The following is a 26814-nucleotide window of genomic DNA, read 5'->3' as shown; positions in this document are numbered from 1 at the left end:
GCGGGGCGGCGGGGGGACCGCCCCCCCCCCCGCGGGTGCCCCCACGGGGGGGGGGGGGGGCCCGGCGGCGGCAAGGGTGCAGCGGGGGGGGGCGGGGTCGTAGACCGCGTACAGGCGGGGGGCCCCCGCCGCGTCGAGGTCGCCGCAGGCGTCCTCGACCACCAGCCGGTCCAGGTGCGCGAGCAGCTCGTGCGGGCCCAGCCCCAGGTACGACAGGGTGCGGACGGCGGTGCGCAGCCGGCCCATGGTGGCGGCGGCGTGGATGCCGTGCCCGGTCACGTCGCCGACGACCAGGGCGATGCGGGCGCCGGGCAGGCGGATGGCGTCGTACCAGTCGCCGCCGACGCCCTCGTGCACGTCGGAGGGCAGGTAGCGGGAGGCCACCTCGACGGCGCCGCCGCCGGACAGGTTGCGCGGCAGCAGGTCGCGCTGCAGCGCGAGCGCGGTGTTGCGCTCGCGCGTGTAGCGGCGCGCGTTGTCCAGGCTCAGCGCGGCCCGCGCGACCAGCTCCTCGGCCAGCAGCAGGTCGTCCCTGGTGAACGCCGCCGGGTTGGCGTTGCGGACGAACACGGCCACGCCCAGGATGTCGCCGCGCGCCTCCAGCGGGACGATGATCAGCGTGTGCATGCCGGTGCCGTGGATGATCCGCGCCCGGTCGGGGTCCTGGCCGAGCCAGCTCCCCGCCGAGGTGTCCAGCACGGCCTCGAAGTGCGGCCGGCGCGAGGCCAGCACCTTCGTGAACGGCGAGTCGGGCGGCACGAAGACGGCGTCCCCGATGGGCCACAGCGACTCGGGGATCCCGTCGTGGACGGAGGCCACGCCCGCCCGGCGGAAGACGGGCACGCTGACCTCCGTGGCGGCCAGCCGCTGCAACGGCTCGGCGTCCGGAAGCGTCGTCTCCGACAGGTCCACGGTCACGTAGTCGGCCAGGACGGGCACGGCCAGGTCGGCCAGCTCCTGCGCGGTCCTGCCGACGTCGAGGGTGCTGCCGATCCGGATGCTGGCCTCGCGCAGCAGGGCCAGGCGGTCCCTGGCCCTGCTGTGGCTGATGTCCAGGGCCAGCGAGCAGACGCCCAGGGGCCTGTCGTCCATGCCCTCCAGGCGGAACAGCGAGGTCGACAGCGTACGTTCCTGGCTGCCGTCGGGGGCCGACCAGCGGGCCTCACGGTCGATCATGGGGGTGCCGTCGGTGAGCACCCTGCGCATCGCCTCCTGCGCGGCCTCGGTGTCCGTGCCGGGGATGGGGTCGGCCAGGGAGCGGCCGAGGTGGTAGTGGGGGAAGACGTCCTCCAGGTTCGCGGCCGCCGCGTTCAGCCAGACGCAGCGCAGGTCCTTGTCCCAGATGGCCATGGCCACCGGGAAGTGGCTGATGAGCGCCTCCAGCAGGGAGCCCGTGCGGCCGGACAGGTCGTCGGCGGCGGGGATGGCCGAGACCAGCCACGACTCCCCCGCCCTCGCGGTGGCCAGGGGGGCCACCTCGGCGCGGACCACGATCCTGCCGCCGTCCCGCCGCCGCAGCTCCACCAGGCCCGTGGTGACCGGGCTCGCGCCGGGGCGCCAGTCGGGGCGGGTGTCCGCGAGGAGCAGGGTCTTGACGGGGCGGCCGAGAATGGCGGCGGCGGGGTAGCCGGTGAGATCCTCGGCCGACCGGGTCCAGCCGATCATGATGCCGTCGGCGTCGACCACGGCGACCGCTGGGAACGCCCCTCTTGTGTCGCTGTCGGAGGTGCTCAATCGGATCACCCATCCGTGCTCAAGAAGCCCCATGATAGCCGCGCTGACCTGCGGCGACCCTTTCTTGACCAAGACTTGTCGCCACATATGCGCAGGTGCGGCAATACGACCGCCCCGCCGGGGGCATCCAGCACCGCATGGGCGAGTACGAACACGGGCAGAGACGGCACTCCCCCGCCGTGCTCGAAGATCCGCTGCTGAACAAGGACACCGCGTTCAGCGCGGCGGAGCGGGCCGGCCTGGGGCTGGACGGGCTGATCCCGCCGGTCATCGAGAGCCTGCACGAGCAGGCGGCCCGCGCGTACATGCAGTACGGCCGCCAGCCGACCGACCTGGCCAAGAGCATCTTCCTGTCCGGCCTCCAGGACCGCAACGAGGTGCTCTTCTACCGGGTGCTGAGCGATCACCTGCGCGAGCTGCTGCCGATCGTGTACGACCCCACGATCGCCCAGGTGATAAAGAACTACAGCCGCGAGTACCGCCGCCCCCGTGGCGTCTACCTGTCCATCGACGACCCGGGCGGCATCGAGCGGGCCCTGCGCAACTTCGGCCTCGGCGCGGGCGACGTGGACCTCATCGTGGCCTCCGACGCCGAGCAGATCCTCGGCATCGGCGACTGGGGGCTCGGCGGCGGGGCGGGCATCGCGGCGGGCAAGCTGGCCGTCTACACGGCGGCGGCCGGGATCGACCCCGCCCGGGTCATCCCCGTGGCGCTGGACGTCGGCACCGACAACGAGGCGCTCCTGAACGGCCCCTTCTACGTGGGCGAGCGGCACGCGCGGGTCCGCGGCGAGCGCTACGACGCCTTCATCGACGCCTACGTCTCGGCGGCCACCCGCCTGTTCCCGCACGCGCTGCTGCACTGGGAGGACTTCGGCCCGTCCAACGCCCGCCGCATCCTGGAGCGCTACACCGGCCGCGTCCCCACCTTCAACGACGACATGCAGGGCACCGGCGCGATCGTGCTGGCGGCCGTGCTGGGCGCGATCCGCGTGACCGGCCAGAGGCTGCGGGAGCAGCGCGTCGTGGTGTTCGGCGCGGGCACCGCCGGGATCGGCATCGCCGACCAGCTCAGGGACGCGATGGCGCGCGACGGCCTGGACGAGGAGGAGGCGGTCCGCCGCGTCTGGGCGGTGGACAAGCAGGGCCTCCTGACCCAGGACGTGGACGGGCTGCGCGACTTCCAGCGCCCCTACGCCCGCCCGCCCGCCGAGACCGAGGGCTGGGCCAGGGACGAGGACGGCGGCATCGGGCTGGCCGAGGTGGTGGCCCGCGTCCAGCCGACGATGCTGCTGGGCGCCTCGACAGCGCGGGGCGCGTTCACCGAGGACGTCGTACGGTCGATGAAGGCCGAGCGGCCGATCGTCTTCCCGCTGTCCAACCCGACCGAGCGCATGGAGGCCAGCCCGGACGACCTGCTCCGCTGGACCGGCGGGCGGGCCCTGGTGGCGACCGGGGTGCCGGTCGAGCCGATCCCGTACGACGGGGTGGAGCACTCGATCGCCCAGGCCAACAACGCGCTGCTGTACCCGGGGGTGGGCCTGGGCGTGGTCGTGTCCCGGGCGAGCCGGGTCAGCGACGGCATGCTGCGGGCGGCGGCCGAGGCGGTGGCGGGCATGGTGGACGTGTCGGCGGCGGGCGCGTCGCTGCTGCCGGAGGTGGAGAACCTGCGTGCGGTCTCGGCCACGGTCGCCGTCGCGGTCGCCGGGCAGGCGGCCGCGGAAGGCCTGGCCAGGGTGGCCCTGGACGACCCCGTCCAGCAGGTCCAGGACGCGATGTGGCAGCCGTGCTACCGCCCGGCCCACTCCGGCGACGGGAGCGGGGCGGGAGGCTGACGTTTGCCGATCTTCAGCGTGGAAAGCTGGAACAGGGCCCGCGGATTCCTCCCGGCCCTCGGCGGGCAGAATGGTCATGGTTTTCGAGTTCGAACTACGGTGTCCGATCACGGCCGACCTCGGCCTGATCAGGGATCTGGTACGCCTGCACGGCCGCCACAGCGGGCTGCCCGACCGGCGGCTCGAGGATCTGGTGCTGGCCGTGAACGAGGCGGTCACCAACGTCCTCGACCACGGCGGCAAGTCGGGCGTCATCACCGCGCGCGCCGACGCCGGTCACGTCGTCGTGGACGTCCTCGACTTTGCCGGCCTGCTGACGCAGGACCACCTGACCATCGGCGACCTCGACCGCACCGCCTCGCACGGCTACGGCCTCTGGGTGATCCAGCACCTGTGCGACGAGGTCGTGCTGGAGCGCACCGACCAGGGCTCGCTGCTGAGCCTGCGCGTGCGCCGGCGGCGCCCGGCCGCCATGGAGGGCCGATACCGTCAGCCGCTGGAAACAGTGATCGCCCACCGCGTTGATCCGGAGCTAGGTTCGACGTATGCGGAACACAGGAACGGGCCCAGGACCCATCACGCCTGACGGCTCCCCCGTCGAGTTCTACAGCAAGCTGGAGGCGCGCGACGAGCCCGGGATCGTGGCGGGGGTCACCCCGCCGGGCGGCTCCGTGCTGGAGCTGGGCGCGGGCGTCGGCCGGGTGACGCACCCGCTCATCGGCCTGGGCTTCGAGGTGGTGGCGGTGGACGAGTCGCCCGAGATGCTGGCCAGGGTGCGCGGCGCGCGCACGGTGGTCGCCCGGGTGCAGGAGCTGCGGCTCGGCGAACGGTTCGACACGGTCATGCTGGCCTCGCAGCTCGTCAACACGGGGGACGACGCCGCCAGGCAGGCGCTGCTGGCCGCCTGCGCGCGGCACGTCAAGCCCGGCGGCGCGGTGCTGATCCAGTGGATGCCCGCCGAGGCGCACGACCGCTGGCACGTGGGCCTGGGCCGCCAGGACGGCGACGTCACGATCACGATGGCGGCCGTGGAGGAGGTCTCGCCCGGCATGTTCCACGCGACCATGCGCTACACGCACGGCGACGAGCAGGTGTGGACGCAGTCGTTCTCCTCCAGGCGGCTCACCGACGGCGACCTCGCCGCCGCGCTGGCGGCCGAGAGCCTGCGGCTGGAGCGCTTCCTCACCGACGACCGCACGTGGGTGCTGGCCGTTTCGGACGCCTTTACGACGTAGATCCACTAAAATACTGGGAAATACTGGGACTGCTGGTACAGTCGCGCCATGAGTGACCGGCTGGACGATCTCGAACAGCGGATCGACGAGCTGCGGGCCGGCGTGCGCAAGGCGATGCGGGTCAGGGACAGCGCCACCGCCCGCGTCCTGCGGGCCGAGCTGCGCAGCGCCGAGCGCTCCTGGGACGCCCTCGTGAGCGGCCGGCAGGTGTCGTCCAAGGAGGAGCCCGCACGGCTGGTCACCGTGCGCGAGCAGGTTCACCAGGGGCTGCGGCTGCTCGGCGCCGCCGCGCAGCCCCGGCTGGTCGTGGCCGTCAGCGACGCGTTCTTCGGCGGCACCATCCGCAGCAGCCAGCTCACCAGCCTGCGCAGGGACGAGGAGCGCTCGTTCCGCTCCTCGCCGTTCGGGCGCCCGTACTACCTGTGCGCCGCGCTCACCGACCGCCTCTCCCCCGCCCGCGGCCTGCTCACGCTCAGCACCTGGCCGCTGGAGCGGCGGGTGGTCGGCCCGCTCAGCCTCCGCGTCGACTTCCTGACCTGCGCCATCTCGGTCGCGGAACACTATTCCGAGGACGAGCGGGCGCTGCGCTTATTGATCAGGATGGGCAGGAACATCCCCGGCGCCACCGACGGCACCCTGGCCCTGCCGGACCCCGCGCGAGTGGTCGAGGCGGCCCGCGCCGAGCTGCGCGTGCACGCGGAACGCGACACGCGGGATCGCGCCGAGCTGGCAGAACGCGCCACAGCGCAGCTCGGTGACGCCGCCCGGCTGTTCGGCGCCGCTACGCTGAGCACGATCAAGAAGGAGAAGGCCAAGTGAGCGGCTTGAAGCGCGAAGGCGACCAGGTGCACCGGCTCGACGCGCTGCGGGGCACGACCCCGCAGCAGCCGCACGACGCGCGCGCCATCGCGGCGCTGGCCGCGAACCCCGGCTGCACCCGCCGCGCCCTCATGGACGGCGCCGGCATCGACAAGGACGCCGCCGCCCGGCACCTCGGCTTCCCCGCGCCGTTCGGCCAGTCGCCGTTCGCGATCACGCGCGGCAACCTGTTCGAGGCGCTGGTCAAGGCCGACGGCTGCGCGGAGCTGCTGCGCATGCTGCGCGAGGTGCTCGGCCTGCCCGTCGCCGAGGTGGCCTACCACGACGTGGAGAACGTCGGCGCGCACCTGCGTCACGCGCACACCAAGGCGCTGTTCGACCGGGCGGCGCGCGAGGGGCAGGAGGCGGGCACCCTGTACGACCATCCGCTGCTCAGCCTGCGGATCGCCGGGCACACCGCGTACCTGGAGCCCGACGTGGTGGCCTTCCAGCTCGGCGGGCGCTTCCACATCGTGGAGATCAAGTCGTTCGCGGTGATCGACGGCCAGGCCGAGCCGTCGGCGGTGGCGGCGGCGGCGCGGCAGGCGGCGGTGTACGTGCTGGCGCTGCGCAACCTGCTGGAGGAGCTGGGCCACGACCCGTCGAAGGTCTCCCACGACGTGGTGCTGGTCTGCCCGGAGAACTTCGCCAACCGGCCGGTCGCGACCCTGGTGGACGTGCGCAAGCAGCTCGCCGTGCTGCGCCGCCAGCTCGCCCGCATGACCACGCTCGACCGGCTGCTCGACGGCCTGCCCGACGACCTCACCCTCGACCTGCTGCCCGACGAGGACGGCCGGCCCACCAGGCCGGTGGCCGAGCTGGCCGACGCGCTGCGCAGGACCACCGCCCGGTACGCGCCCGACTGCCTGTCCACGTGCGACCTGTGCTTCTTCTGCCGCGACGAGGCCCGCCAGGAGGGCGCCTCCGACCTGCTGGGCCGGCAGGTGCGCGACGAGCTGGGCGGGGTCGCCTCGGTGGCCGAGGCGCTGGGCCTGGCCGACGGGTCACGCGACCCGGCCGAGGGGCAGGAGGAGATCGCCCGGCTGCTCCGCAACGCCGAACGCCTGCGCAGAGAGTGCCTGAATTGACCCAGCCAACGAAGCCGCCGACCACCCGCCTGCCGCGGAGACGCCCGACATGAGCCTGCTGACCTCGCTAGCCCGGCTGCGCGCCCTGGACGAGGGCGTCGCGCAGCCCGTCGCGACCGTCAGGCACTGCCACCTGTCCGACCGTCCCATGGTGTTCATCCCGCTCAAGCTGTCGGGCGAGGCCGCGGCGCCGCTGGCCGCGATGCTCGGCACCGACCGGGAGCGGCCGCGGCTGCTCGTGGTCACCCAGCCGCGCAACCGCGACCTGCGCTTCGCCTGGGCCGCCGAGGTGGCCGCGGTGCTGCTGCCCTACATCGAGGGCTTCATGAACGACACCGAGTCGGTGGAGCGCAAGAACGCCGATCCGTACGAGCGGGCGATCGACGCCCCGCAGCTGATCGTCCCGAACCGGACGGGGGTGGCCTTCACCCGGCTGCTCGGCCGCTCGACCCGCTTCCGCCGCACCGACGGCCCCTACCCGGTGCCGGAGTCGGTGCCGCTGCTGGGGCGGTGGCTGACCTATCTCGGGGAGCGGGCGGCGTACCCTGGCTCGTCGCTGATGCTGGCCGCCACCGAGGAGCTGGGCCGGCACTGGGCGAGCGGGCAGAGCTCGCTGGAGGACGCCAACCTGGCCGCGCTGCTCGCCTGGATCACCACGGGGCCCAGCGACGAGGCCGAGGACCCGCTGATCTGGCCGCCCGCCGGCCCGGCCACCGACCCCGGCTTCGACGCGGAGGTGCTCGCCCCGGCGATGGAGAGCGAGTCCGCCGAACACCTCACGGGGCGCGTCACCGAGGCGCTGCGCACCCAGCTCGAACCCACCTGGCGGCTGATGTGGCAGGCGATCGACCTGCTGGCCGCCCTGCCCGAGGGCGCGAGCGTGGCGCAGCGGTGGGAGCAGGACCGCGGCTCGTTCAGCGGCATGGCGGTGCACGTCGCCGAGGGCGCGCCGCCGCAGGCGCGGCGCGACGGCGCGGTCACCGCCGCGGCGAAGCTGGCCCGCATGGAGCGTGCGCAGGCCGCCTACGACGTGCAGCGCGCCTACGACGATCCGCTGGTGATGGCCGAGTACCGGCTGACCGGCGAGGCGTTCGCGGGCGAGGTGATCGAGACGGTGCCCGACAACACCGAGGGCGAGGGCCGCTCGCGCAAGCTGCGCCCGCTCGTAGTGATCAAGACCGACGATCCCGTACGCCTGCCGCCCGGCACCTCGCTGGGCACCCCGCAGCGCCGCAGCCAGGGCGCCGAGCTGGTGGAGGCCGCGCATGGCCTGGTCACCCTCAAGATCACCAAGGGCATGGGCCGGGGCAGGACGCCGGCGCCCGGCGCGGTGCCGGAGGTCGGCGAGCGGGTCTGCTACACCTCGCTGACCGACGACTTCCAGGGCTCCCCCGCCCTGCCCGAGCCCGAGGCCACGCCGTGGACGCACGGCGGCCCGCCGCAGGAGTACGTGCCCGACGACGAGGACGCCCAGGAGGAATGGTCGTGACCGGCGAGGAGACGACGCTCAGCCCGGAGCAGGTCATCAGGAACGTCCTCGCCGACCTGCCCCGCCACCGGGGCGTGGTGGTCGACTCGCCGCCGGGGGCGGGCAAGTCCACGCTGGTCGTACGGGCGGCGGCGCACATCGCGGCGACCGGCGAGCCGCTGATGATCGTGGCGCAGACCAACGAGCAGGTCGACGACCTGGTGGCGCGGATCTGCGACAAGCACCCGCACCTGACCGTGGGCCGCCTGTCGGCCGGTGGGTACGTGCCGCCACTGCGCATGCTGGAGCTGCCCGGCGTCCGGGTCGGCACCCGCATCCAGGACCTGGGCGACCCGGACATCGTCATCGCCACGGCCGACAAATGGGCGTGGATCGGCGACCGGGTGTGGCCGTGGGCGATCGTGGACGAGGCGTACCAGATGCGCTCGGACAAGCTGCTGCGGATCGCGGGGCTGTTCGAGCGGGCGCTGTTCGTGGGCGACCCCGGGCAGCTCGACCCGTTCTCGATCGTGGACGGCGACCGCTGGTCGGGCCTGTCGTGGGACCCGCTGCAGAGCGCGGTGTCGGTGCTGCTGCGGCACAACCCGGACCTGCCGGTGCACCGGCTGCCGGTCTCGTGGCGGCTGCCCGCCTCGGCGGCGCCGGTGGTGTCGCGGGCGTTCTACCCGTTCACCGGGTTCCGCTCCGGCACCGATCACGGCGACCGGTGGCTGGAGCTGTCGACGGGCGGCATGGGCGGCGTGCACGACCGGGCGCTGGAGGAGGCGGCCAGGTCGGGGTGGGCGCTGCTGGAGCTGCCGAACCGGCACACCGTGCGGACCGACGGCGAGGCCGTGGAGGCGGTGGCGCGGCTGGCCGAGCGGCTGCTGCAACGCGGCGCGGTGGCCGGGTCCGAGCAGGGCGAGCGGCCGGTGACGGCGGACCGGATCGCGGTCGGGGCGGCGCACCGGGACCAGGTGTCGGCCATCAGGGCGGCGGGCCTGCCCGCGGAGATCACCGTGGACACGGCGAACCGGCTGCAGGGCCGCGAGTACGACGTGACGATCGTGCTGCACCCGCTGTCGGGGCGGCGCGACGCCACGGCGTTCCACCTGGAGTCGGGGCGGCTGTGCGTGCTGGCGTCACGGCACCGGCACGCGTGCGTGGTGGTGGCCAGGGCGGGCATCGCCGAGCTGCTGGACGCGCATCCGTCGGCGGAGCCGGTGCAGCTCGGGGTGCCGGTGAAGTTCCCTGACGGGTGGGAGGCCAACCAGTCGGTGCTGGAGCACCTGGCCCGCCACCGCGTCTGAGGCGAGGGTTCAGGGCAGGCGGCGCTGCCAGACGTCGATGGCCATGACCAGCCGCATCCCCGCCGACTCGTACAGGCCGAGCGCGGGGGTGGTGTTGTTGGAGTCGACGTGCAGGATCGTCCCCTTGCGCCCGCGCGCCGCGTCGGCGGCGAAGGCGTGCCGCAGCAGGAACCGGCCCAGCCCCCGGCCCCGGTACTCGGGCAGCACCGCGAGCGTGGCCACGTAGCCGCAGCCCTCGTCGAGCAGGAACTGGTCGTTGCCGACGAGCAGCGCGGCGGGCCGCCCGTCGAGGCGGGCCAGGGTGAGCTGGCTCCAGTCGGTGGAGCTGGAGGCCTGCCTGCGCTCGTACCACTGCTCGTAGCTGACCTGCACGAACCCGAAGTGCTCGGCGAAGCCCTCCTGGTGCACGCGGTGCGCCTCGCGCCGCACCTCGTCGCTTCCCCCCGAGTGCAGCGTGAGCCCCGGCGGCGCGGCGGGCGGCTCGATGGGCCCGTCGTGGTCGATGCGCATGCGGTGGAAGCTCGTGCCCGGCTCGAAGCCCAGCGCCTCCACCCGCGCCCGCTTGCCCCCGTCGGCGCGGTAGACGCCGATGTGCAGGGTGACGGTGTCGTGGCCGCGTTCCTTGCCCAGCTCGGCCGCGCGGGCCAGTACGGTGGGCCACAGCTCCTCGGCAAGCCCGTCCACGCCGGGGCGGACGACGACCTCGACGTCGACGAGGTCGCTGTCGCCGTTGCGGCAGGCCCAGGCCCAGCCGTCGAGCCGGCCGCCGGCGTCGTGGGCCAGCCAGCCGTCCCGCTCGCGGTCGAAGCCGGGCTCGACCAGCTCGTCGGTGATGTCCTCCAGAGTGGAGTCCGCGGCGCCGATGACCGCCGTGTCGCTCGCGGCGACGAGCTCGTGGATGGCCGCGGCGTCGTCCACGCGTGGCCGGCGGATGGTGTGCATGGGCAGGATTGTCCTGGAAGCGCCGGGTCCGGCGCCTCCCATTTTTCGTCCGGCGGCGGGATGGCCGCCTTCTCTTCTCACCCGGCGGCCGGGGTGGCCGCCTTCTCGTCCGACGGGCTGGCGCCGCGCAGCGGGATCTCCTTGACGAACACCGCGAGCACCGGCACGACGACGGCGAACGCGATGGCCCACGAGAACACGCCGGAGATGGAGACGGCCAGCGACTCCAGCAGCCCGGTGCGCACCTGGGCGGGGAGCTGGGCGACCGCAGCGGGGTCCATCCTGGCGCCGTTGCCGGCCATGTTCCCGGCCGCGCTCCCGCCGAAGCGGGTGGTCAGCTCCGCCAGCAGGTGGTTGTTGAAGACCGCGCCGAACAGGGAGACGCCGAAGGACCCGCCGATCGAGCGGAAGAAGGTGCTGGTGCTGCTGGCGACGCCGAGGTCGCGCTGCTCGACGCTGTTCTGCGCGATGAGCATCGTGGTCTGCATGAGGAAGCCCATGCCGAGGCCGAGCACCGCGATGTAGAGGCCGGTCTCCCAGGCCGGCGTGGCGACGTCCATGGTGGACAGCAGCCACATGCCGGCGACCATGCCGAAGCCGCCGATCACGGGGTAGATCTTGTACTTGCCGGTGCTGGTGATGGCCCGGCCCACGAAGATCGACACGACCATGGCGGCACCCATCATGGGCAGCATCAGCAGGCCGGAGTTGGTGGCGGTGGCGCCCTGCACGAGCTGCTGGAACAGCGGCAGGAAGTTGATCGCGCCGAACATGGCGAAGCCGAGCAGGAAGCCGATGATCGAGATCAGCGTGAAGTTGCGGTTGCGGAAGAGCTGCAGCGGCATGATCGGCTCGACGGTGCGCCGCTCGACCAGGATGAACACCGCCAGCGTGAGCAGGGCCAGCGCGCCGAGGCCGAGGATCTGCCAGGAGTTCCAGGCGTAGTCGTTGCCGCCCCAGGTCGTGATGAGCACCATGGCGGTGATGCTGATCGACAGCAGGGCGGCGCCCGCCCAGTCGATGCGCACGTTCGTCCTGTTCACCGGGGGCAGGTGCAGCTTGGCGATGATGAGGGCCAGCGCGATCGCGCCGACGGGCAGGTTCACGTAGAAGGCCCAGCGCCAGTCGAGGTGGTCGGTGATGAACCCGCCGACCAGCGGCCCGGCGATCATGGCCAGCGACATGACGCCGGCGGTGATGCCCTGGTACTGGCCGCGCTCGCGGGGCGGCACCAGGTCGCCGATGATGGCCATGACGTTCACCATGAGGCCGCCGGCGCCGAGGCCCTGCACCGCGCGGAAGGCGATCAGCTCGGCCATGCCGCCTTCCGGGCCGCCGAACATCGCGGAGCCCGCCATGCCGCACAGCACCGAGCCGGCCATGAAGATGAGGATCGAGATGATGAAGATGGTCTTGCGCCCGTACAGGTCGCCGATCTTGCCCCAGATCGGCGTGGAGACGGTCGTGCCCAGCACGTACGCCGTCACGACCCACGACAGGTAGGTCAGCCCGCCCAGCTCCCCCACGATGCGCGGCATGGCCGTGCCGACGATCATGTTGTCCAGCATGGCCAGCACCATCGCGAGCATCAGGCCGGGCAGGACGACCATGACCTCGCGGCGGCGGCCGGCGGCAGCCTCCGTCATCCTTTACCCCCATCTGGTTGAACGTTTGCTTACTTGCCGACCGGCAAGCGTAAGATAAGGTAAATACTTACTTGCCGGCCGTCAAGTAGAAAAGGTGCGAAGTGCGGGAAGACACGCGAACCCGAATCCAGGAGATCGCGCTGAGGCTGTTCACCGAGCAGGGGTACGAGGCGACGTCCCTGCGGGAGATCGCCGAGGAGCTCGGCGTGACGAAAGCCGCTCTTTACTACCACTTCAAGACCAAGGACGACATCGTGGCGAGCCTGGTCGAGCAGCGGCTGGAGGAGCTCGACGAGCTGCTCGCCTGGGTCAGGAGCCGGCCCAGGGGCCCCGAGACGCGCCGTGAGCTGGTCGACCGCTACGCCGAGAAGATCCGCGCGACCCGGCACCTCGGCATCGCCAGGTTCCTGGAGCGCAACCAGACGGCGCTGCGCGACCACCCCACGCTGATCAAGATCCGGCAGCGCATGGGAGAGCTCACGTCCGAGATCAGCGAGCCGGGCGCCCCGCCCGCCGAGCGGATCAGCCATTCGCTGGCGCTGTTCGCCCTGCACGCGGGCAAGTGGCTGATGAAGGAGGGCGAGCTCTCCGAGGACGAGATCCACAAGGCCTGCCTGGAAGTGGCCCACCGCCTCCTGGAGCGATGAGCTTTTCGGCCCCGTCCCGTCCGATAACGACGATTGGGACACGGATTCGTGGGCAGAAGGCTCGCACGCATCCAGACGGGAGGAGGCGCAGTGGAGGCTACGATGGCACTCCGACTGCCCAGGGATGCGGCGAGCGTCCCGCTGATCAGGCAGATGCTGGACGGCACGCTGCGGTCGCTCGGCGTCGAGCCCCAGGTCCGAGATGACATCGAGCTCATGCTCACCGAGGCGTGCTCCAATGTGATCAGACATGCGGCGCCCAGCGATGACTACACGGTCAGCGCGTCCGTCCACGACCACCTGTGTGTGATCAAGGTGGTCGACAACGGCGACGGATTCGACCCGCGCGAGGTGGCGGAGCCCGAACCGGGCGCCGAGCACGGGCGCGGGCTGCAGATCATGCGGGCACTCGCCGACGACATCCGTTTCACCAACCGGCGGGAGCACGGCTCCGTGGTCTGCCTGGAGAAACGCCTGCGCTACGCGCCGGGCGCCGCCGGGCAGCACCTCATGGCCACCTGACCCCCAGGCGGAGCTCCCGCCGTATCCCACCAGGTGCCGCACCAGGGCTCGCGAGTTCTGGTGCGGCACTTCTTTCCGGGCGAGGCCCCTGTGCCCTCAGACCCTGGTGCGGCGGTCCAGCGGGCGGTGCATGCGGTAGCCGCGCAGGCCGGCGCCGCGCCTGGCCTCGTGGGGCCGCGCGTCGCCGAGCAGGAAGCGGCGGCGTACCCGGGGCTCGTTCCCGCTCAGCTCCGCCCGCCGCCGCTCGGGCACGGTCTCCCCGCTGAGCTTCAGCTCCAGCCGGGGCTCCCGCCTGGACAGCCGCCTCCAGATCCGTTTCCAGTGGGTCATCGAGGCGGCCATCGCGAGCAGGGCGAGCATCGCGACGACCGAGATGAGCAGCACCGATAGGACGATGAGAAGGAGGACGACTGCGAGGGATCCGATCGCGCCGAGCACTGTCATCATTCGGCGGAAAGTGCCCGCCCACCAGCGCTTTATGCCAACAGATTAGGATATATCGACCTTACTTCATTGGTCAGGGCCGCCGTTGAGCTGGTCGAGCCGCCCGGGCAGCAGGTCGAGCCTGCGCAGTATCACGCCTTCGCGCAGCGCCCACGGGCACACTTCCAGCCGGTCCACCTCGAACAGGTCCATGGCCGCGTCGGCGACCAGCGCGCCCGCCGCGAGCTGCGCCGCCCGCCCCTCGGACACACCGGAGAGCTGGGCCCGCTCGGCCGACTTCATGGTGGTCAGCTTGACGGCCCAGTCGGCCATGGCCTCGCGCGACAGCGAGCGGGAGACGTACGCGCCGTCGCTCGACGGCGCCGCCCCGGCGATCCTGGCGAGCTGCTTGAACGTCTTCGAGGTGGCCACGGCGCAGTCGGGCTCGCCGAACCTGACCACGTCGCCGACCCTGCGGGCGATCTCGGCTCGTACGTGCTTGCGCAGCTTCCGCACCTCGTCCACCGTCGGCGGGTCGCCTGTGAACCAGTCGCGCGTCAGGCGCCCCGCGCCCAGCGGCAGCGACACGGCGACGTCGGGCTCCTCGTCCACCCCCGCGGCGATCTCCAGCGAGCCGCCCCCGATGTCGAAGGCCAGCAACCGGCCGGACGACCAGCCGAACCACCGCCGCACCGCCAGGAACGTCAGCCTGGCCTCGTCACGGCCGGACAGCACCGCGATGTGCACGCCGCAGCGCTTGTCGATCTCGGCGAGCACCTGTTCGCCGTTGGCGGCCTCGCGCACGGCGGAGGTGGCGAAGGCCAGCAGGTCCTCCACCCCCTTGTCCTCGGCGAGGTGGACGGCCTCCTCGACGAAGCTGCCGAGCCGCTCGACGCCGACCTTGCCGAGCTTCTGGTCCTTGTCGAGGTGCTCGGTGAGGCGAAGGTCGACCTTGTGGGAGTAGGCAGGCATGGGCCGCGCGCCACGGTGGGCGTCGACGACCAGTAAATGGACGGTGTTCGAGCCGATGTCCAGCACGCCGAGTCGCATGGTAGAAAGCTACCGGTCTGCGGCTTTTACGGCGAAACTGAGGTGGCTGTGGCGAAGCTCGACGGGCACCGGATCCTCCAACGTGACGGACGGAGTGACTGAGTGCTCACGCAGGAGTGCGCCCAGCCGAGCGGGCGCGTCATCCTGGCCATGCCCCAGGCACTACCCTTCCTTGGTGTCGTGACACTTGGGGGGAACTCTTGAGCGCTTGTTGTGGCCCGAGCCGCGACTCCGCCGCCGGGCAGGTGAGCGAGGTCCAGATCGCCGTGCGGCGCCCCGCGCCGGGCGGGCCGCCACGCGGGATGGTGCGCGTCCCCGGAGGCACGTTCCTCATGGGCGGCGACGACCCCGACGGGCGCCCCGAGGACGGCGAGGGCCCGGTGCGCGAGGTGCGGGTGGACCCGTTCTGGATCGACCCTGCGTGCGTGACGAACGCGCAGTTCGCCACGTTCGTCAAGGAGACCGGCTACGTCACCGAGGCCGAGCGGATCGGCTGGTCGTTCGTCTTCCGCCGGTTCGCCACGACCGGCGTGATGGAGGCGACGGTGCCGGGCGCGCCGTGGTGGGCGGGCGTCGAGGGGGCCGCCTGGCGCTCCCCCGAGGGCCCCGGCTCGACGATCGGCGACCGGCAGAACCATCCCGTCGTGCACGTCTCGTGGAACGACGCCACCGCGTACGCCGCCTGGGCGGGCAAGCGGCTGCCCACCGAGGCGGAGTGGGAGATGGCGGCCAGGGGCGGCCTGGAGCGCAGGCGCTACCCGTGGGGCGACGAGTTGGCGCCCAAGGGGCGGCAGCGGTGCAACATCTGGCAGGGCCGCTTCCCGACGGCGCCGAGCAAGGGGACGATGCCGGTCAAGTCGTTCCAGCCGAACGGCTACGGCCTCTACAACGTCTCCGGCAACGTGTGGGAGTGGACCGCCGACTGGTGGGGCGTGGAGTGGGAGCCGTTCGCCGACAACCCGGCCGGGCCCGCCGAGGGCGCGGCCAAGGTGATCCGCGGCGGGTCGTACATGTGTCACGACTCCTACTGCAACCGTTATCGGGTGGCCGCGCGGACGAACAACACGCCCGACTCCTCGACCGGGCACACCGGCTTCCGCTGCGCGGCCCTACGCTGATCGCATGTCACGAACCCTGCGACTGTTGATCACCGGCGGCGGCACCGGTGGTCACACCTATCCGGCTCTGACGACCCTGTCGGCCGTCCAGCGACGTCAGGTGCCGCACGACGTGCTCTGGGTGGGCACCGCCAACGGCCTGGAGGCGCGGATCACCGCCGAGCACGGCATCCCGTTCAAGGCGATCACCACGGGCAAACTGCGCCGCCGGCCCAACCTCAAGGAGCTGGGCACCAACATCGCCGACGTGTTCCGCATCCCCGTCGGGGTGTTCCAGGCGATCGGGCACGCCGCCCGCTACCTGCCGGACGTGGTGCTGTCGACCGGGGGTTACGTGGCGGTGCCCATCGGCGTGGCCGCCAAGATCATCCGCCGGCCGCTGGTGATGCACGAGCAGACCACCGTGGTGGGCCTGGCCAACCGCATCCTGTCCAGACTGGCGACCACCATCGCGCTGTCGCACGAGTCGTCCATGCAGTACCTGCCCGCCTCGGCCCGCGCCAAGGCCGTCGTGACCGGCAACCCGATCAGGCCGGAGCTGCTGCAGGGCAACCGCGCGGCGGCCTACGACCTGTTCGGGCTGACCTTCGAGGTGCCGCTCATCTACGTGACCGGCGGCGCACAGGGCAGCAAGCAGATCAACACGCTCATCGCGGAGAGCCTGCCCCGGCTGCTGCCGCACGCGCAGATCGTGCACCAGTGCGGGCCCGCCTGGATCGACCAGATGCGCGCCGTGGCGCTGCCGCCCGAGCTGGCCGACCGCTACCATCCGGTCCCGTACGTGGGGAGCGAGCTGGCCGACCTGTTCGCGGCGGCCGACGTGGTGATCTCCCGCAGCGGGGCAGGCACGGTGTCGGAGCTGACCGCCATCGGCAAGCCGTCCGTGCTGATCCCGCTCATCCCGACCGGCGGCGACGAGCAGCGCAAGAACGCCGGCTACCTGGCCTCCGCGGGCGCGGCCCGCGCGCTGCTGGAGCCGCATCCCACGGCCGACATGCTGCTGGCCGAGCTGATGCCGCTGCTGGCCGACCCCGGGCTGCGGCAGGGCATGGGGCAGGCGGCGGCCAAGCTGGGCCGGCTGGACGCCGCCGACGCGCTGTGCGACCTGCTGCTGCGGGCCGCCCACCACGCCTGACCGCCTTGCGCCGGCTGGAGCCTTCCGTCGGCTGGGCCTTCACGGCTCCAGGTGGCGGAAGGCCTCCTGGGCCGAGCTCACGCTGCGCCGCAGCGCCTGCTCCAGCCGGTCGGCGTCGGCTGCCAGGCGCTCCAGCTCCGGTACGACGAACCCGTCGGCCCCCGTCTCGGCCACCAGTTCCTCGTACTGGTGCATCCGGCTGCGCAGCTCCTCGATCTGGTGGTGCGCCACGTACGCCCGCTCGGCGTCGGCGACGTTGGCCGCGTACCGTTCGAGCGCCTCGACGCGCCCCAGCACGGCCTCCTCGCTGTTGTCCAGCGCCCGCGCCAGCGGCCGGGCCACGGCCTCCACCTCGGGGGTGAGCCCCTGCGAGACCGTCTCCCTGTGCTTGGCGCGCAGCGCGGACAGTTTGGCCAGCAGCCGGGCGATCTCCCACTCCTGCGCGGGCAGCATCACGCCGTTGCGCACGTCGTCCAGCAGGCCCTCGGCGTTGACGCGGGAGCCGGTCACGGCGGCGATGGCGCGCTGGGCGCGGGTGAGGAGCCTGGCCGAGGACTCGTCGAGGTCGTCGGTGAGCACGTAGCGGCCCTCGTACCAGCGGAGCTGGTCGTAGACCTCGCGCTCGTAGGCGTCCTCGTCGTCCTCGGGCATGTCGTTGCGGACGAACAGCACGATCACCAGCGGGATGCCGAACAGCACCATCATCAGCAGCCCGAGACCGCGGGCCGGCGAGCCGAAGCCCATCAGGAGCCCGAAGAAGGCCGCCCCGGCGAACGCCACCATCATGCGGCGGTGGGCGTTGGAGACGGACGGTCGTGGCTGAGGCGTCCAGCCCTGGCGCATCTTGATCAGAACCTGACGGCTGTCCCTGAGGAGCTGGGCGTCGTCGGGTGGTACCTCGGGGTCTACTACCACATCCGCCACGAATCCGGATCCTAAGGGAAATCAGCCATTCAAGTGACGAAAAGCCTCGTGAGCTGAGCTGACGCTGTCGCGCAGCGCCTGCTCAAGACGGTCGGCGTCGTCGGACAACCTGCCCAGCTCGGGCACCACGGAGCCGTCCGCGCCCGACTCCGCGAGCAGCTCCTCGTAGCGGGGCAGCTTGGCGCTGAGGCGCTGGATCTGGTTCCTGGCGCGGTAGGCGCGCTCGGCGTCGGCCACGTGGCCCGCGTACCGTTCGAGCGCCTCGACGCGGGCCAGCACCGCCTCCTGGCTGCTGTCGAGGGCGTGCGCGAGCGGCTCGGCCACGGCGGCCACCTCGGGGGTGACGCCCTCGGCGACGACGTCCTGGTGCTCGGCCCGCAGCTCCGACAGCTTGGCCAGCAGGCGGGCGATCTCCCACTCCTGCGCGGGCAGCATCACGCCGTTGCGCACGCCGTCCAGCAGGCCCTCGGCGTTCACGGTGGAGTCCACGACCTGCTCGATGGCGCTCTGGGCACGGGACATGAGCGTCCTGGCGGGGTCGTCGAGCCGCTCGCGCAGCACGTAGCGGCCCTCGTGGCGGCGGGCGGCCTCGTACACCTCGCGCTCCTTGGCGCGCCGCCGCTGCACCTCGGCGTCGGGCCGGGGCCGCAGCAGGACGCTGACCATCAGCAGCGCCGAGCCTGTCATGATCACCACGAAGGGCGTGTAGCGTTCGTCCACGAACAGCGCCAGCCCGTACACCGCCGCCGCCAGGGCCGTCGCGGCGGCGGCCAGCCTGGCTCCCGCGGCCGCCACGGGGAAACGCCTCCCGCGCGGCGCGACCCAACCCGACTCCATGCGCATGAGCAGCTTGCGGTGGTCCTTCAGGAGGGCCGCGACGTCGTCGGGCACCGCCGGATCGACTATCACCTTCGCCTGACGTCCTGGCACGTTATCGATCCTCTGTGACTTTCTGTCGGAGTGTCAGCTCTCCAGGTAGCGGAACGCCTCGTGGGCGGACTCGACGCTGCGGCGTAAGGTGCGCTCCAGGATGTCGGCGTCCTGCGCCAGCCGCTCGATCTCGGCCACGCCGAGCCGGTCGGCGCCCGCCTCCGCCAGCAGCTCCTCGTAGCGGGGCAGGCGGGCGCGCAGCTCCTCGATCTGGCCGCGGGCGTGGTAGGCGCGCTCGGCCTCGGCGACGTGCCCGGCGTAACGTTCCAGCGCCTCGACCCGCGCGACCACGGCGGCCTCGCTGTTGACCAGGGCCCGTTCGAGCGGCTCGATCACCGCCGCCACCTCGGGCGCGATGCCTCTGGCCAGCAGCTCCCTGTGCTCCAGGCGCAGCGCCGACAGCTTCGCCAGCAGCCGGGCGATCTCCCACTCCTGCGCGGGCAGCATCACCGCGTTGCGGGCGTCGTCCAGCATGCCCTCGGCGTTGACGTGCGAGCGCAGCACCGAGCCGATGGCGCGTTGCGCCCTGGACAGGACGAGCCTGGCGTCGTGGTCGAAGTCCTCGGGGAGCAGGAAGCGGCCGTCGTACCAGCGGGCCTGCTCGTACACGCCGCGCTCCTGCGGACGCTCCTCCTCAGGGGTCTCGCTCATGGAGGCGATCTTCACCAGGACGATGAAGACGTACGTGCCGAGCAGCACGAACCCGGCCGCGGAGGCCTGCGAGGCGAGCAGGACGGCCATGAGCGCGATCACCACGGGGGTGGCGGCCAGCAGCAGCGCGCTGGAGGGGCTGCGGCGGCGCGCCGGGGTCACGGCGGGGGGCACCCAACCGGCTCTCACCCTGGACAGTAAGGGGGCGTTGGCGCGTAACAGACCGGCCACCTCGCGCGGCACTTGCGGATCTACTACCACACCCACGTTCTGTCCTGGCACCCTGGCGCCCCCAACGCTCGTGATGTCTGGATATTACGTACGTTTCCGCCTCGGTGTCAGCCTCCGAAAGGTCAGGACAGGAAACCACCAGTTGCGCTCACCGAGCACTTCCATGGCGGCGGGCACCAGAACCAGGCGCACCAGGGTGGCGTCCACCAGCACCGCGACCGCCAGCCCCACCCCCATGACGCGCAGCGCGCGATCGTCGAAGGCGCCGAACGCCGCGAACACGCAGAACATGATCGTAGCCGCGGCGGTAATGACCCGAGCCGTCTCGGCGAGCCCGGCGGCGACCGCGCGCGTGTTGTCGCGGTCCCTCAGGTACTCCTCCCTGACGCGTGACAGCAGGAACACCTCGTAGTCCATCGACAGGCCGAACGTGATCGTGAACAGCATCAGCGGCACCCACGCGTCGATCGGCCCCCCGGTGCCGCCGCCCAGCACGTCGAGCTGGAAGACGGCCACGACCACGCCGAAGGCCGCGCCGATGGACAGCAGGTTCACCACGATCGCCTTGAGCGGCACCACCAGGCTCCTGAACACCGGCACGAGCAGCGCGAACGCCGCCAGCAGCACCATGCCCACCACCCACGGGAGGCGATCGGCGGTGTGCTGGGCGAAGTCGAGGGCGGCGGCGGTGGAGCCGGTGACGAGCACCGGGGCGGGCAGCGTGGCGCGCAGGTGGCGGATCAGCGCGTCGGTGCGCTCGTCCTGCGGGCCCGTGCCCGGGACCACCATGACCGCCCGCCCGTCCGCGCCGATGGGGAAGGCCTGCGCGACGCCGGGCGTGCGGGCCGCCCGCCCGAGCGCGCCGTGGCCGGCGGAAGGGGCCACCAGGATCAGCGGGCCCGCCATGCCGGGGCCGAACCCCTGCGCGAGCAGGTCGTGCGCACGCCGCGTGGTGTCGCTGACCGGCCGGTTGCCCGCGTCCGACCAGCCGGTCCGCAACTGCGTCGCGGGCAGTGCCAGCAGCACCAGCGCGGCCAGCGCCGCCGTCCCCGCCGGCCACGGCCTGCGCTGCACCACCCGGCTCCACCGGTACGACAACGGCACCGCCGCGGCCCTCCTCGGCAGCGCGAACCTGTCGATCCTCCTGCCGATCACGGCCAGCAGCGCGGGCAGCAGGGTGAGGGCCGCCAGCATCACCATCGCCACGCCGCACCCGGCGGCCAGCGCCACCCCGCCGCCCAGCGACGGCCCGAGGAACAACATCCCGGCGCCGGTGACGATCACGATGATCCCGGCGAACAGCACGGACCTCCCGGCGGTGCGCATCGCCTCGGCGACCGCTTCCTCCACGTCCGGCGCCTCGTCCGGCGCCTCGTCCGGCGCCTCGTCCGGCGCCTCCTTCAGCGCGGTGCGGAAGCGGGTGACGATCAGCAGGGCGTAGTCGATGCCGACCCCGAGACCGAGCATGATCGTCAGGTAGACGGCGAAGCCGGGGCTGCCGACGACGTGCCCGAGCAGCGTGAACACGGCGACCCCGCAGGCCACCCCGACCACCCCCACGATCAGCGGCACAGCCGCCGCGATCAACGACCGGAACGCGACCAGCAGCACCACCGCGGCGGCCAGCAGGCCGACGATCTCCGTGACGCCGCCGGGGGTGAAGTCGGCGAAGTCGTCGCCCGCCAGCTCTACTGTCACGCCGGTGGGCGGGCGGAACTCCTCGCGCAGCCTTGTGAGCTGTGCCGCCGCCTCCTCGTCGGGGTAGTCGATCGGGATGGAGGTGATCGTGCCGTCCGGGGAGGCGCGGCGGGCGCCGGGGTTCACCTGGACGCCGGGGACAGCGTTCATCTGGGCGATCAGCGGGGCGACGGGGTCCTGTGCTCGGCCGGGCGGGGCGGAGGACTCCTGTGCTCGGCCGGGCAGGGCGGCGGACTCCTGTGCTCGGCCGGAGGGGGCGGAGACGATCAGCGCGCCCGGTGGCTCGGGGGTGGTGCCGTTCAGGAGAGCGGCGGCGCGCTGGCTCTCGGAGCCCGGCAGCGAGAAGCCGTCCGCGGCGGGGGCCGGCCAGGTGGCGGCGGCCGCGGTCAGCGCGGCGGTCAGGGCCAGCCAGAGTGCGATGACCAGGCGCCTGTGGTGGATGCAGAAACGGATCATGCGGTGACGCTAGGAAGGCGGGGTGCCCGGCGTCGTCGTCCCGGCGCGGGCTTCCGGCTGCACCGGCCGCGGTACCTTCCGCCCAGTGAGGTCCGCCCGGCGAGGTCCGCCGGGCGAGGTCCGCCGGGCGAGGTCCGCCGGGCGAGGTCCGCCGGGCGAGGTCCGCTGGACGGCCGGGCTTGCGGCGGGCGGGATGGCTCGGGCGATCAGGTCTGTGGCGGGGCGGGGTCGCCCGGGCGGACCAGGCCGCTCTCGTAGGCGATGACGACGAGCTGGGCGCGGTCGTGCGCCGACAGCTTGGTCATCATCCGGTTGACGTGCGTCTTGACCGTCAGCGGGCTCATGAACAGCTCCTCCGCGATGCCCGCGTTGGTCAGCCCCCTCGCGACCCTGGCCAGAACCTCCCGCTCGCGCCCCGTCAACGCCCTCAGCCGGCCCTCGTCCAGCAGGGCGGGACGCGCGGTGAACTCCTCGATGAGCCGCCGGGTGACCCCGGGCGACAGCAGCGCGTCCCCCCGGGCCGCCACGCGGACGGCGTGCCGGATCTCCGCCGGTTCCGCGTCCTTGACCAGGAAGCCGCCCGCCCCGGAGCGCAGCGCCTCGTAGACGTACTCGTCGAGGTCGAACGTGGTGACCACGAGCACCCGCACGCCGGTCCCGGCCAGGGCTCGGGTGGCCTGGAGGCCGTCGAGCCCGGGCATGCGAATGTCCATCAGCACGACGTCGGGGCGCAGCTCGCGGGCCAGCCGGACCGCCTCGGCGCCGTCCGCGGCCTCGCCGATCACGGTGAGGTCGTCCTCGGGGTCCAGGAGGGCGCGCAGGCCGGCCCGGACGAGGGGCTGGTCGTCGGCGAGCAGGACCGTGATCACGCGGGCAGCCGGGCGGTGACGCGGAAGCCGCCCTCCGGGGCGTTCCCGGTGGTAAGCAGGCCGCCCACGGCGGCTACGCGCTCGGCCATGCCGGTGAGACCGTGCCCATGCCCATGCCCATGCCCATGCCCGTGCCCATGCCCGTGCGGCACCCGCGCGCCCCGCCCGTCGTCGTCCACCCGCACGGTCACCGCTCCCGTCTCGTACGTCAGCGTCACGCTCGCCGTGGTGGCGCCGGCGTGACGCAGGGTGTTGGTCAGCGCCTCCTGAACGACACGGTAGACGGTGAGGTCGGCGGCGGGCGGCAGAGGACGGCGCTCGCCTTCGACGTCGAGGGTCACCGGCAGTCCCGCGTTCCGGAGGAGATCCGGAAGCTGCGCCGCTCCGGGCTGCGGCGCGACGGTCGCGGTGCGCAGGACGCCGAGGGCCGCCTTCATCTCCGACAGCGCCTGCCTGCTCGACGCCCGGATGACCCGCAGCGCCTCGGCGGCCTCCGGCGGCCCGCCGGCGCGTGAGACGGCCTCGGCGGCGACGGCGGCGTGCAGCGCGATCACCGACACCGTGTGGGAGGTGACGTCGTGCAGTTCCCTGGCCACCCGCAGCCGCTCCTCCTGCGCCCGCCGCAGCGCCTCCTCCTCGCGCGTCCGCTCGGCGTCGGCGGCCCGCCGCTCCACCTCGGCCGTGTACGCCCGCCGCGCCCGCGACACCTCCGCCGCCTGCGCCACCGCCAGCAGGAGCAGCGTCCACACGACCACGGCGATGACGACGTCGGCCTCGCCGCGCGCGAACGCCACCGCTCCCGGCACCGCGACGAGGAACGCCGCCCCCGCCCACCCTGCCGTCCTGCTGCCGTCGGCGATGGTCGCGAACAGGGCGATCAGCGCGGGCACCGGCCACAGCGCGAGCGCGTACCCGAGCGTGAAGACGACCGCCGCCGCCCCCGCGCCGAGCGCCAGCGCCACCTCCGGCCGCCGCGGCTGCCACAGCAGCGCGAGCACCGCGACGGCCAGCAGCGCGCAGCCGGGCAGGTCGAGGGGCCGGGCGCCGGGCTGGTTGCCGAGTGCCATGACGGTGGAGGAGTAGACGGCCACCCCCATGCCGCAAACCAGGGCAATCGTCCGCATGGTCGCACGGTAGTGCGTGTCGTGCGCGGCACGCGATACCGCCGCCGGCGTATCCGGGGTACGCCCGCCGCCGTATGACATCCATCGCCTGCCGCCGTACCCATGACATCCGTCATACGGGCCCGGCTGACGTACGGCACTACACCCGCGCCACCCCGTTGACCCAGGCTGGGCGCATGACGGGAAGCGCACTGGAGTTGAGGGCCGTGACGAAGAACTACGGCCCGGTGACCGCGCTGGCGGACGTCGATCTGGACGTCGGCGAGGGCGAGACGGTGGCCCTGCTGGGCCCCAACGGCGCGGGCAAGAGCACGTTGCTGTCCATCGCGCTCGGCCTGCGCGCCCCCGGCTCGGGCACCGCGACCGTGCTGGGACGCAGGCCGCTGGAGGCGTTGCGGGCGGGCCGGGTCGGGGTGCTGTTGCAGGAGTCCGGGCTGCTGGAGGACGTGCGGGTGGGCGAGCTGGTGGCGGCCGTCGCCGGGATGTATCCCGCGCCGCTGCCGCCGGAGCGGGCGATGCGGGCGGCGGGCGTGGAGGAGCTGGCCGGGCAGCGGGTGGGGCGGCTGTCGGGCGGGCAGCGGCAGCGGGTGCGCTTCGCGCTGTGCGTGGTGGGCGATCCGGACCTGCTGGTGCTGGACGAGCCGACGGTCGGCCTGGACGTGGAGGGCCGCCGCGCCCTGTGGCAGGAGCTGCGGGCCAGGACCGGGCAGGGCCGTACCGCCGTCTCCGCCACCCACTACCTGGCGGAGGCCGACGACTACGCCGACCGGGTGGTGCTGCTCGCCGGTGGCAGAGTCGTCGCGGACGGCTCGGTGGCCACCGTGAAGTCGCTGGTCGGCGGGACCGAGGTGCGGTGCACGCTGTACGACGCGGACCTGTCGGACCTGGAGATCCTGCCGGGGGTGCTGCGGGTGAGCGTGGAGGGCCGGTCGGTGTCGCTGCGGACGAAGGACTCGGACGCCACGCTGCGGGCGCTGTTCGCGATGTTCGACGACGTCAGGGACGTACGGGTGGAGAGCGCGGACCTGGAGAGCGCGTTCGTGAGCCTGACGGGAGGGCGGGACTGATGGGGCCGTACCTGCGGCTGGAGCTGGTGCGCGGCTTGCGCAACCCGATGGGGCTGGTCATGACGACGTTCTTCCCGCTCGGCATCTATCTGGTGTTCACGCGGGTGCTCAGCGTCACGCCGCCCGGGGTGGACGACTTCGAGGCGTACGCGATGGTGTCGATGGCCACGTACGGCGCGATGGGTTCTGCGCTGTTCATCGGGGGCGCCATCGCGCTGGAGCGTTCGAAGGGCTGGCTGGCGCAGCTCGCGATCACGCCGCTGCCCGCGCACGGCTACGTGACGGCCAAGCTGGTCAGCGGCGCGATCATGGTGCTGCCGAGCATCGTCGTGGTGCTGGCCGGCGGGGCGCTGCTGTCGGGCGTGCGGCTGCCGCTCGAGACGTGGCCGCTGCTGGCCGTGCTGATCTGGGCGGGCGTGCTGCCGTTCGCGGCGCTCGGCACGGCCTTCGGGTACGCGATCCGGGGGCAGGGCGCGAACCTGGCCATGATGATCGTCTACTTCCTGCTGACCGTCCTGGGCGGGCTGTGGCTGCCCGTGGAGTCCATGCCGGCGGGCATGCGCACGGTGGCCGAGTACAGCCCCGCCTACGCGGCGGGCTCGCTGGGCTGGCGGACGCTGGACGGGCTGGCGCCGGCGGGCACGTCGCTGGCCGTGCTGGCGGCGTGGACCGCGCTCTTCGCCGCGCTGGCCCTGTGGCGTTACCGTCGGGCACTATGACGCTCTCGCAGCTCGACGTCGGCAGGGGCGGGACCGCGGCCCGGGTGAGCTCCGCCGCCTGGCTGCTGCTGATCTCCTGGCCGCTCTGGACGTTCCTCGCCGACGGCCCCCGGCCACCGGCGGTGGTGGCGGCGCTGGGGCTGGTGGCGGTGTTCGCGGCCTGCTGGATGATGATCATGTGGCGGATGCTGAGCCCGTCGGCGGGCTCGCCGCTGCCGTGGGCGCTGGCGGGGCTGATCGGGTCGGGGCTGGCGTTGCTGCCGCTGTTCGGGGCGCCGTGGGCGTACGTCTCGTTCGTGTTCGCGGTCAGCGCGCTGGGCGCGTCGATGGGCACCCGCGCCTTCGCCGCGGCGGCGGCCGCGACGGCGGTCGTGGTGGTGGCGGCGCTGCTGTGGAAGGGCGTGCCGCCGTCGCAGGTGTGGTGGGTGCCGCTGGTCATCGCGGTGCAGGCGATGGCCGGAGGGGCGATGAAGAGCATGGGGCTGCTCATCGCCCGGCTGAACGAGGCGCGGGGCGAGGTGGCGCGGCTGGCCGTGGAGAACGAGCGGCTGCGCTTCGCCAGGGACCTGCACGACACCCTGGGGCACACGCTCACCTCCATCACGATCAGGAGCCAGCTCGCCGCGCGGCTGGCCGCGTCCGACGCCGGGCGGGCCGCCAGGGAGATGGCCGAGGTGGAGGGGGCCGCGCGGCGGGCGCTGGACGAGGTGCGGCACGCCATCGCCGGGTATCGCGCGCCGTCGTTGTCGCAGGAGCTGGAGAACGCGACCCGCAACCTGGGGGTGGCGGGGATCGAGGTGGCGGTCTCCCCCGCCGACGGGCCCATTCCGGCCGATGCGGAGGCGCAGCTCGCGTGGGTCGTACGGGAGGCGGCCACGAACGTGCTGCGCCACAGCCGGGCCCGGCGGTGCGACATCCGCCTGGGGGTGGACGGGAGGATGGCGGCGGTGGAGGTTCGTGACGACGGTTGTCCGGCCGGGGAGGCACCGGGCAAGGGCAACGGGCTGACGGGGCTGGCGGAGCGGGTCGGCGCCGCCGGCGGGCGCCTGGAGGTCGGCGCCCTGCCCGGGGGCGGCTACCGCCTCTACGCGCAGATTCCCGTGGAGACGCCGTGACCCAGGGCCGCATGAGCGC

25 protein-coding genes are annotated in these 26814 nt (G+C 72.9%); 14 read left to right on the top strand and 11 right to left on the bottom strand.

The genetic code is table 11. The annotated features are described in order from the left end of the window. On the bottom strand, positions 1–1734 hold a 1734-nt coding region (locus FXF51_RS53475), incomplete at its 3' end, for a SpoIIE family protein phosphatase (protein WP_187415061.1). A 95-nt stretch (positions 1735–1829) separates the two neighbouring features. Here FXF51_RS53475 and FXF51_RS53470 point away from each other — a divergent pair. From FXF51_RS53470 to FXF51_RS53440, 7 genes are all read left to right on the top strand, one after another. Then, the gene (locus FXF51_RS53470) at positions 1830–3569 is read left to right on the top strand and encodes an NAD-dependent malic enzyme (protein ID WP_262380484.1); all 1740 of its coding nucleotides are present in this window, start codon (positions 1830–1832) and stop codon (positions 3567–3569) included. 76 nt (positions 3570–3645) lie between these two features. Further along, on the top strand, positions 3646–4155 hold the full coding sequence (locus FXF51_RS53465; RefSeq protein WP_187415060.1) for an ATP-binding protein: 510 nt from the start codon (positions 3646–3648) through the stop codon (positions 4153–4155). Then, the gene (locus FXF51_RS53460) at positions 4115–4804 is read left to right on the top strand and encodes a class I SAM-dependent methyltransferase (protein WP_148442546.1); all 690 of its coding nucleotides are present in this window, start codon (positions 4115–4117) and stop codon (positions 4802–4804) included. The genes FXF51_RS53465 and FXF51_RS53460 overlap by 41 nt, the downstream gene beginning before the upstream one ends. 48 nt (positions 4805–4852) lie before the next feature. After that, on the top strand, positions 4853–5623 hold the full coding sequence (locus FXF51_RS53455) for a hypothetical protein (RefSeq protein WP_148442545.1): 771 nt from the start codon (positions 4853–4855) through the stop codon (positions 5621–5623). Beyond that, positions 5620–6750: a hypothetical protein gene (locus FXF51_RS53450; protein WP_148442544.1), complete on the top strand. Its 1131-nt coding sequence runs from the start codon at positions 5620–5622 to the stop codon at positions 6748–6750. Before FXF51_RS53455 ends, FXF51_RS53450 begins: the two co-directional genes overlap by 4 nt. A 49-nt stretch (positions 6751–6799) precedes the next feature. Beyond that, positions 6800–8239, top strand: a complete 1440-nt coding sequence (locus FXF51_RS53445; protein WP_148442543.1) for a hypothetical protein — start codon at positions 6800–6802, stop codon at positions 8237–8239. After that, entirely contained in the window at positions 8230–9528 is a 1299-nt protein-coding gene (locus FXF51_RS53440; protein WP_148442542.1) for an AAA family ATPase, read from the top strand. Before FXF51_RS53445 ends, FXF51_RS53440 begins: the two co-directional genes overlap by 10 nt. A gap of 9 nt (positions 9529–9537) precedes the next feature. Here the strand turns inward: FXF51_RS53440 and FXF51_RS53435 are convergent, their stop codons facing one another. After that, the gene (locus FXF51_RS53435; protein ID WP_148442541.1) at positions 9538–10470 is read right to left on the bottom strand and encodes a GNAT family N-acetyltransferase; all 933 of its coding nucleotides are present in this window, start codon (positions 10468–10470) and stop codon (positions 9538–9540) included. Between the two features lie 77 nt (positions 10471–10547). Beyond that, positions 10548–12116 carry an MDR family MFS transporter gene (locus tag FXF51_RS53430; RefSeq protein ID WP_148442540.1) on the bottom strand — a complete coding sequence of 523 codons (1569 nt, stop codon included), beginning with the start codon at positions 12114–12116 and terminating at the stop codon, positions 10548–10550. A 101-nt stretch (positions 12117–12217) separates the two neighbouring features. On the opposite strand from FXF51_RS53430, the gene FXF51_RS53425 reads away from it, so the two are divergent. Next, positions 12218–12763: a TetR/AcrR family transcriptional regulator gene (locus FXF51_RS53425; protein WP_148442539.1), complete on the top strand. Its 546-nt coding sequence runs from the start codon at positions 12218–12220 to the stop codon at positions 12761–12763. A 102-nt stretch (positions 12764–12865) separates the two neighbouring features. Continuing rightward, complete coding sequence (locus tag FXF51_RS53420; protein WP_262380483.1) at positions 12866–13285, top strand: ATP-binding protein; 420 nt, start codon at positions 12866–12868, stop codon at positions 13283–13285. A 96-nt stretch (positions 13286–13381) separates the two neighbouring features. Here the strand turns inward: FXF51_RS53420 and FXF51_RS53415 are convergent, their stop codons facing one another. Together FXF51_RS53415 and FXF51_RS53410 are read right to left on the bottom strand one after the other, a co-directional pair. Further along, on the bottom strand, positions 13382–13732 hold the full coding sequence (locus FXF51_RS53415) for a hypothetical protein (RefSeq protein WP_148442537.1): 351 nt from the start codon (positions 13730–13732) through the stop codon (positions 13382–13384). 63 nt (positions 13733–13795) lie between these two features. After that, positions 13796–14758, bottom strand: a complete 963-nt coding sequence (locus FXF51_RS53410; protein ID WP_148442536.1) for a Ppx/GppA phosphatase family protein — start codon at positions 14756–14758, stop codon at positions 13796–13798. A gap of 302 nt (positions 14759–15060) precedes the next feature. Between FXF51_RS53410 and FXF51_RS53405 the strand changes: the two genes are divergently transcribed. Then, the gene (locus FXF51_RS53405; protein ID WP_148442554.1) at positions 15061–15876 is read left to right on the top strand and encodes a formylglycine-generating enzyme family protein; all 816 of its coding nucleotides are present in this window, start codon (positions 15061–15063) and stop codon (positions 15874–15876) included. Positions 15877–15880: 4 nt separating this feature from the next. Then, positions 15881–17011 (top strand): UDP-N-acetylglucosamine--N-acetylmuramyl-(pentapeptide) pyrophosphoryl-undecaprenol N-acetylglucosamine transferase, encoded by a 1131-nt coding sequence (locus tag FXF51_RS53400; protein ID WP_148442535.1) that lies wholly within the window; start codon positions 15881–15883, stop codon positions 17009–17011. A gap of 39 nt (positions 17012–17050) precedes the next feature. On the opposite strand, the gene FXF51_RS53395 is transcribed toward FXF51_RS53400, so the two are convergent. From FXF51_RS53395 to FXF51_RS53370, 6 genes are all read right to left on the bottom strand, one after another. Then, positions 17051–17935 (bottom strand): hypothetical protein, encoded by an 885-nt coding sequence (locus FXF51_RS53395; RefSeq protein WP_262380482.1) that lies wholly within the window; start codon positions 17933–17935, stop codon positions 17051–17053. Between the two features lie 21 nt (positions 17936–17956). After that, positions 17957–18865 (bottom strand): hypothetical protein, encoded by a 909-nt coding sequence (locus FXF51_RS53390; protein WP_262380481.1) that lies wholly within the window; start codon positions 18863–18865, stop codon positions 17957–17959. 33 nt (positions 18866–18898) lie between these two features. Then, positions 18899–19690 (bottom strand): hypothetical protein, encoded by a 792-nt coding sequence (locus FXF51_RS53385; protein WP_262380480.1) that lies wholly within the window; start codon positions 19688–19690, stop codon positions 18899–18901. 141 nt (positions 19691–19831) lie between these two features. Continuing rightward, on the bottom strand, positions 19832–21901 hold the full coding sequence (locus FXF51_RS53380) for an MMPL family transporter (protein WP_148442534.1): 2070 nt from the start codon (positions 21899–21901) through the stop codon (positions 19832–19834). A gap of 206 nt (positions 21902–22107) precedes the next feature. Further along, entirely contained in the window at positions 22108–22770 is a 663-nt protein-coding gene (locus tag FXF51_RS53375; RefSeq protein WP_148442533.1) for a response regulator, read from the bottom strand. Beyond that, positions 22767–23894 carry a sensor histidine kinase gene (locus tag FXF51_RS53370; RefSeq protein WP_148442532.1) on the bottom strand — a complete coding sequence of 376 codons (1128 nt, stop codon included), beginning with the start codon at positions 23892–23894 and terminating at the stop codon, positions 22767–22769. Before FXF51_RS53370 ends, FXF51_RS53375 begins: the two co-directional genes overlap by 4 nt. A gap of 176 nt (positions 23895–24070) precedes the next feature. Between FXF51_RS53370 and FXF51_RS53365 the strand changes: the two genes are divergently transcribed. The 3 genes from FXF51_RS53365 to FXF51_RS53355 are packed head-to-tail and all read left to right on the top strand — an operon-like array spanning position 24071 to position 26795. Beyond that, complete coding sequence (locus FXF51_RS53365; protein ID WP_148442531.1) at positions 24071–24961, top strand: ABC transporter ATP-binding protein; 891 nt, start codon at positions 24071–24073, stop codon at positions 24959–24961. After that, positions 24961–25680 (top strand): ABC transporter permease, encoded by a 720-nt coding sequence (locus FXF51_RS53360; protein WP_148442530.1) that lies wholly within the window; start codon positions 24961–24963, stop codon positions 25678–25680. Before FXF51_RS53365 ends, FXF51_RS53360 begins: the two co-directional genes overlap by 1 nt. Then, on the top strand, positions 25677–26795 hold the full coding sequence (locus FXF51_RS53355) for a sensor histidine kinase (RefSeq protein ID WP_148442529.1): 1119 nt from the start codon (positions 25677–25679) through the stop codon (positions 26793–26795). Before FXF51_RS53360 ends, FXF51_RS53355 begins: the two co-directional genes overlap by 4 nt. Positions 26796–26814: the final 19 nt, after the last annotated feature.

Source organism: Nonomuraea sp. PA05 (assembly GCF_008086045.1).
In the GTDB taxonomy this organism is placed as follows: Bacteria; Actinomycetota; Actinomycetes; order Streptosporangiales; family Streptosporangiaceae; genus Nonomuraea; species Nonomuraea monospora.
Note: the sequence above shows the minus strand (reverse complement) of the source record. Positions and strands in the feature narration are given on the sequence as shown.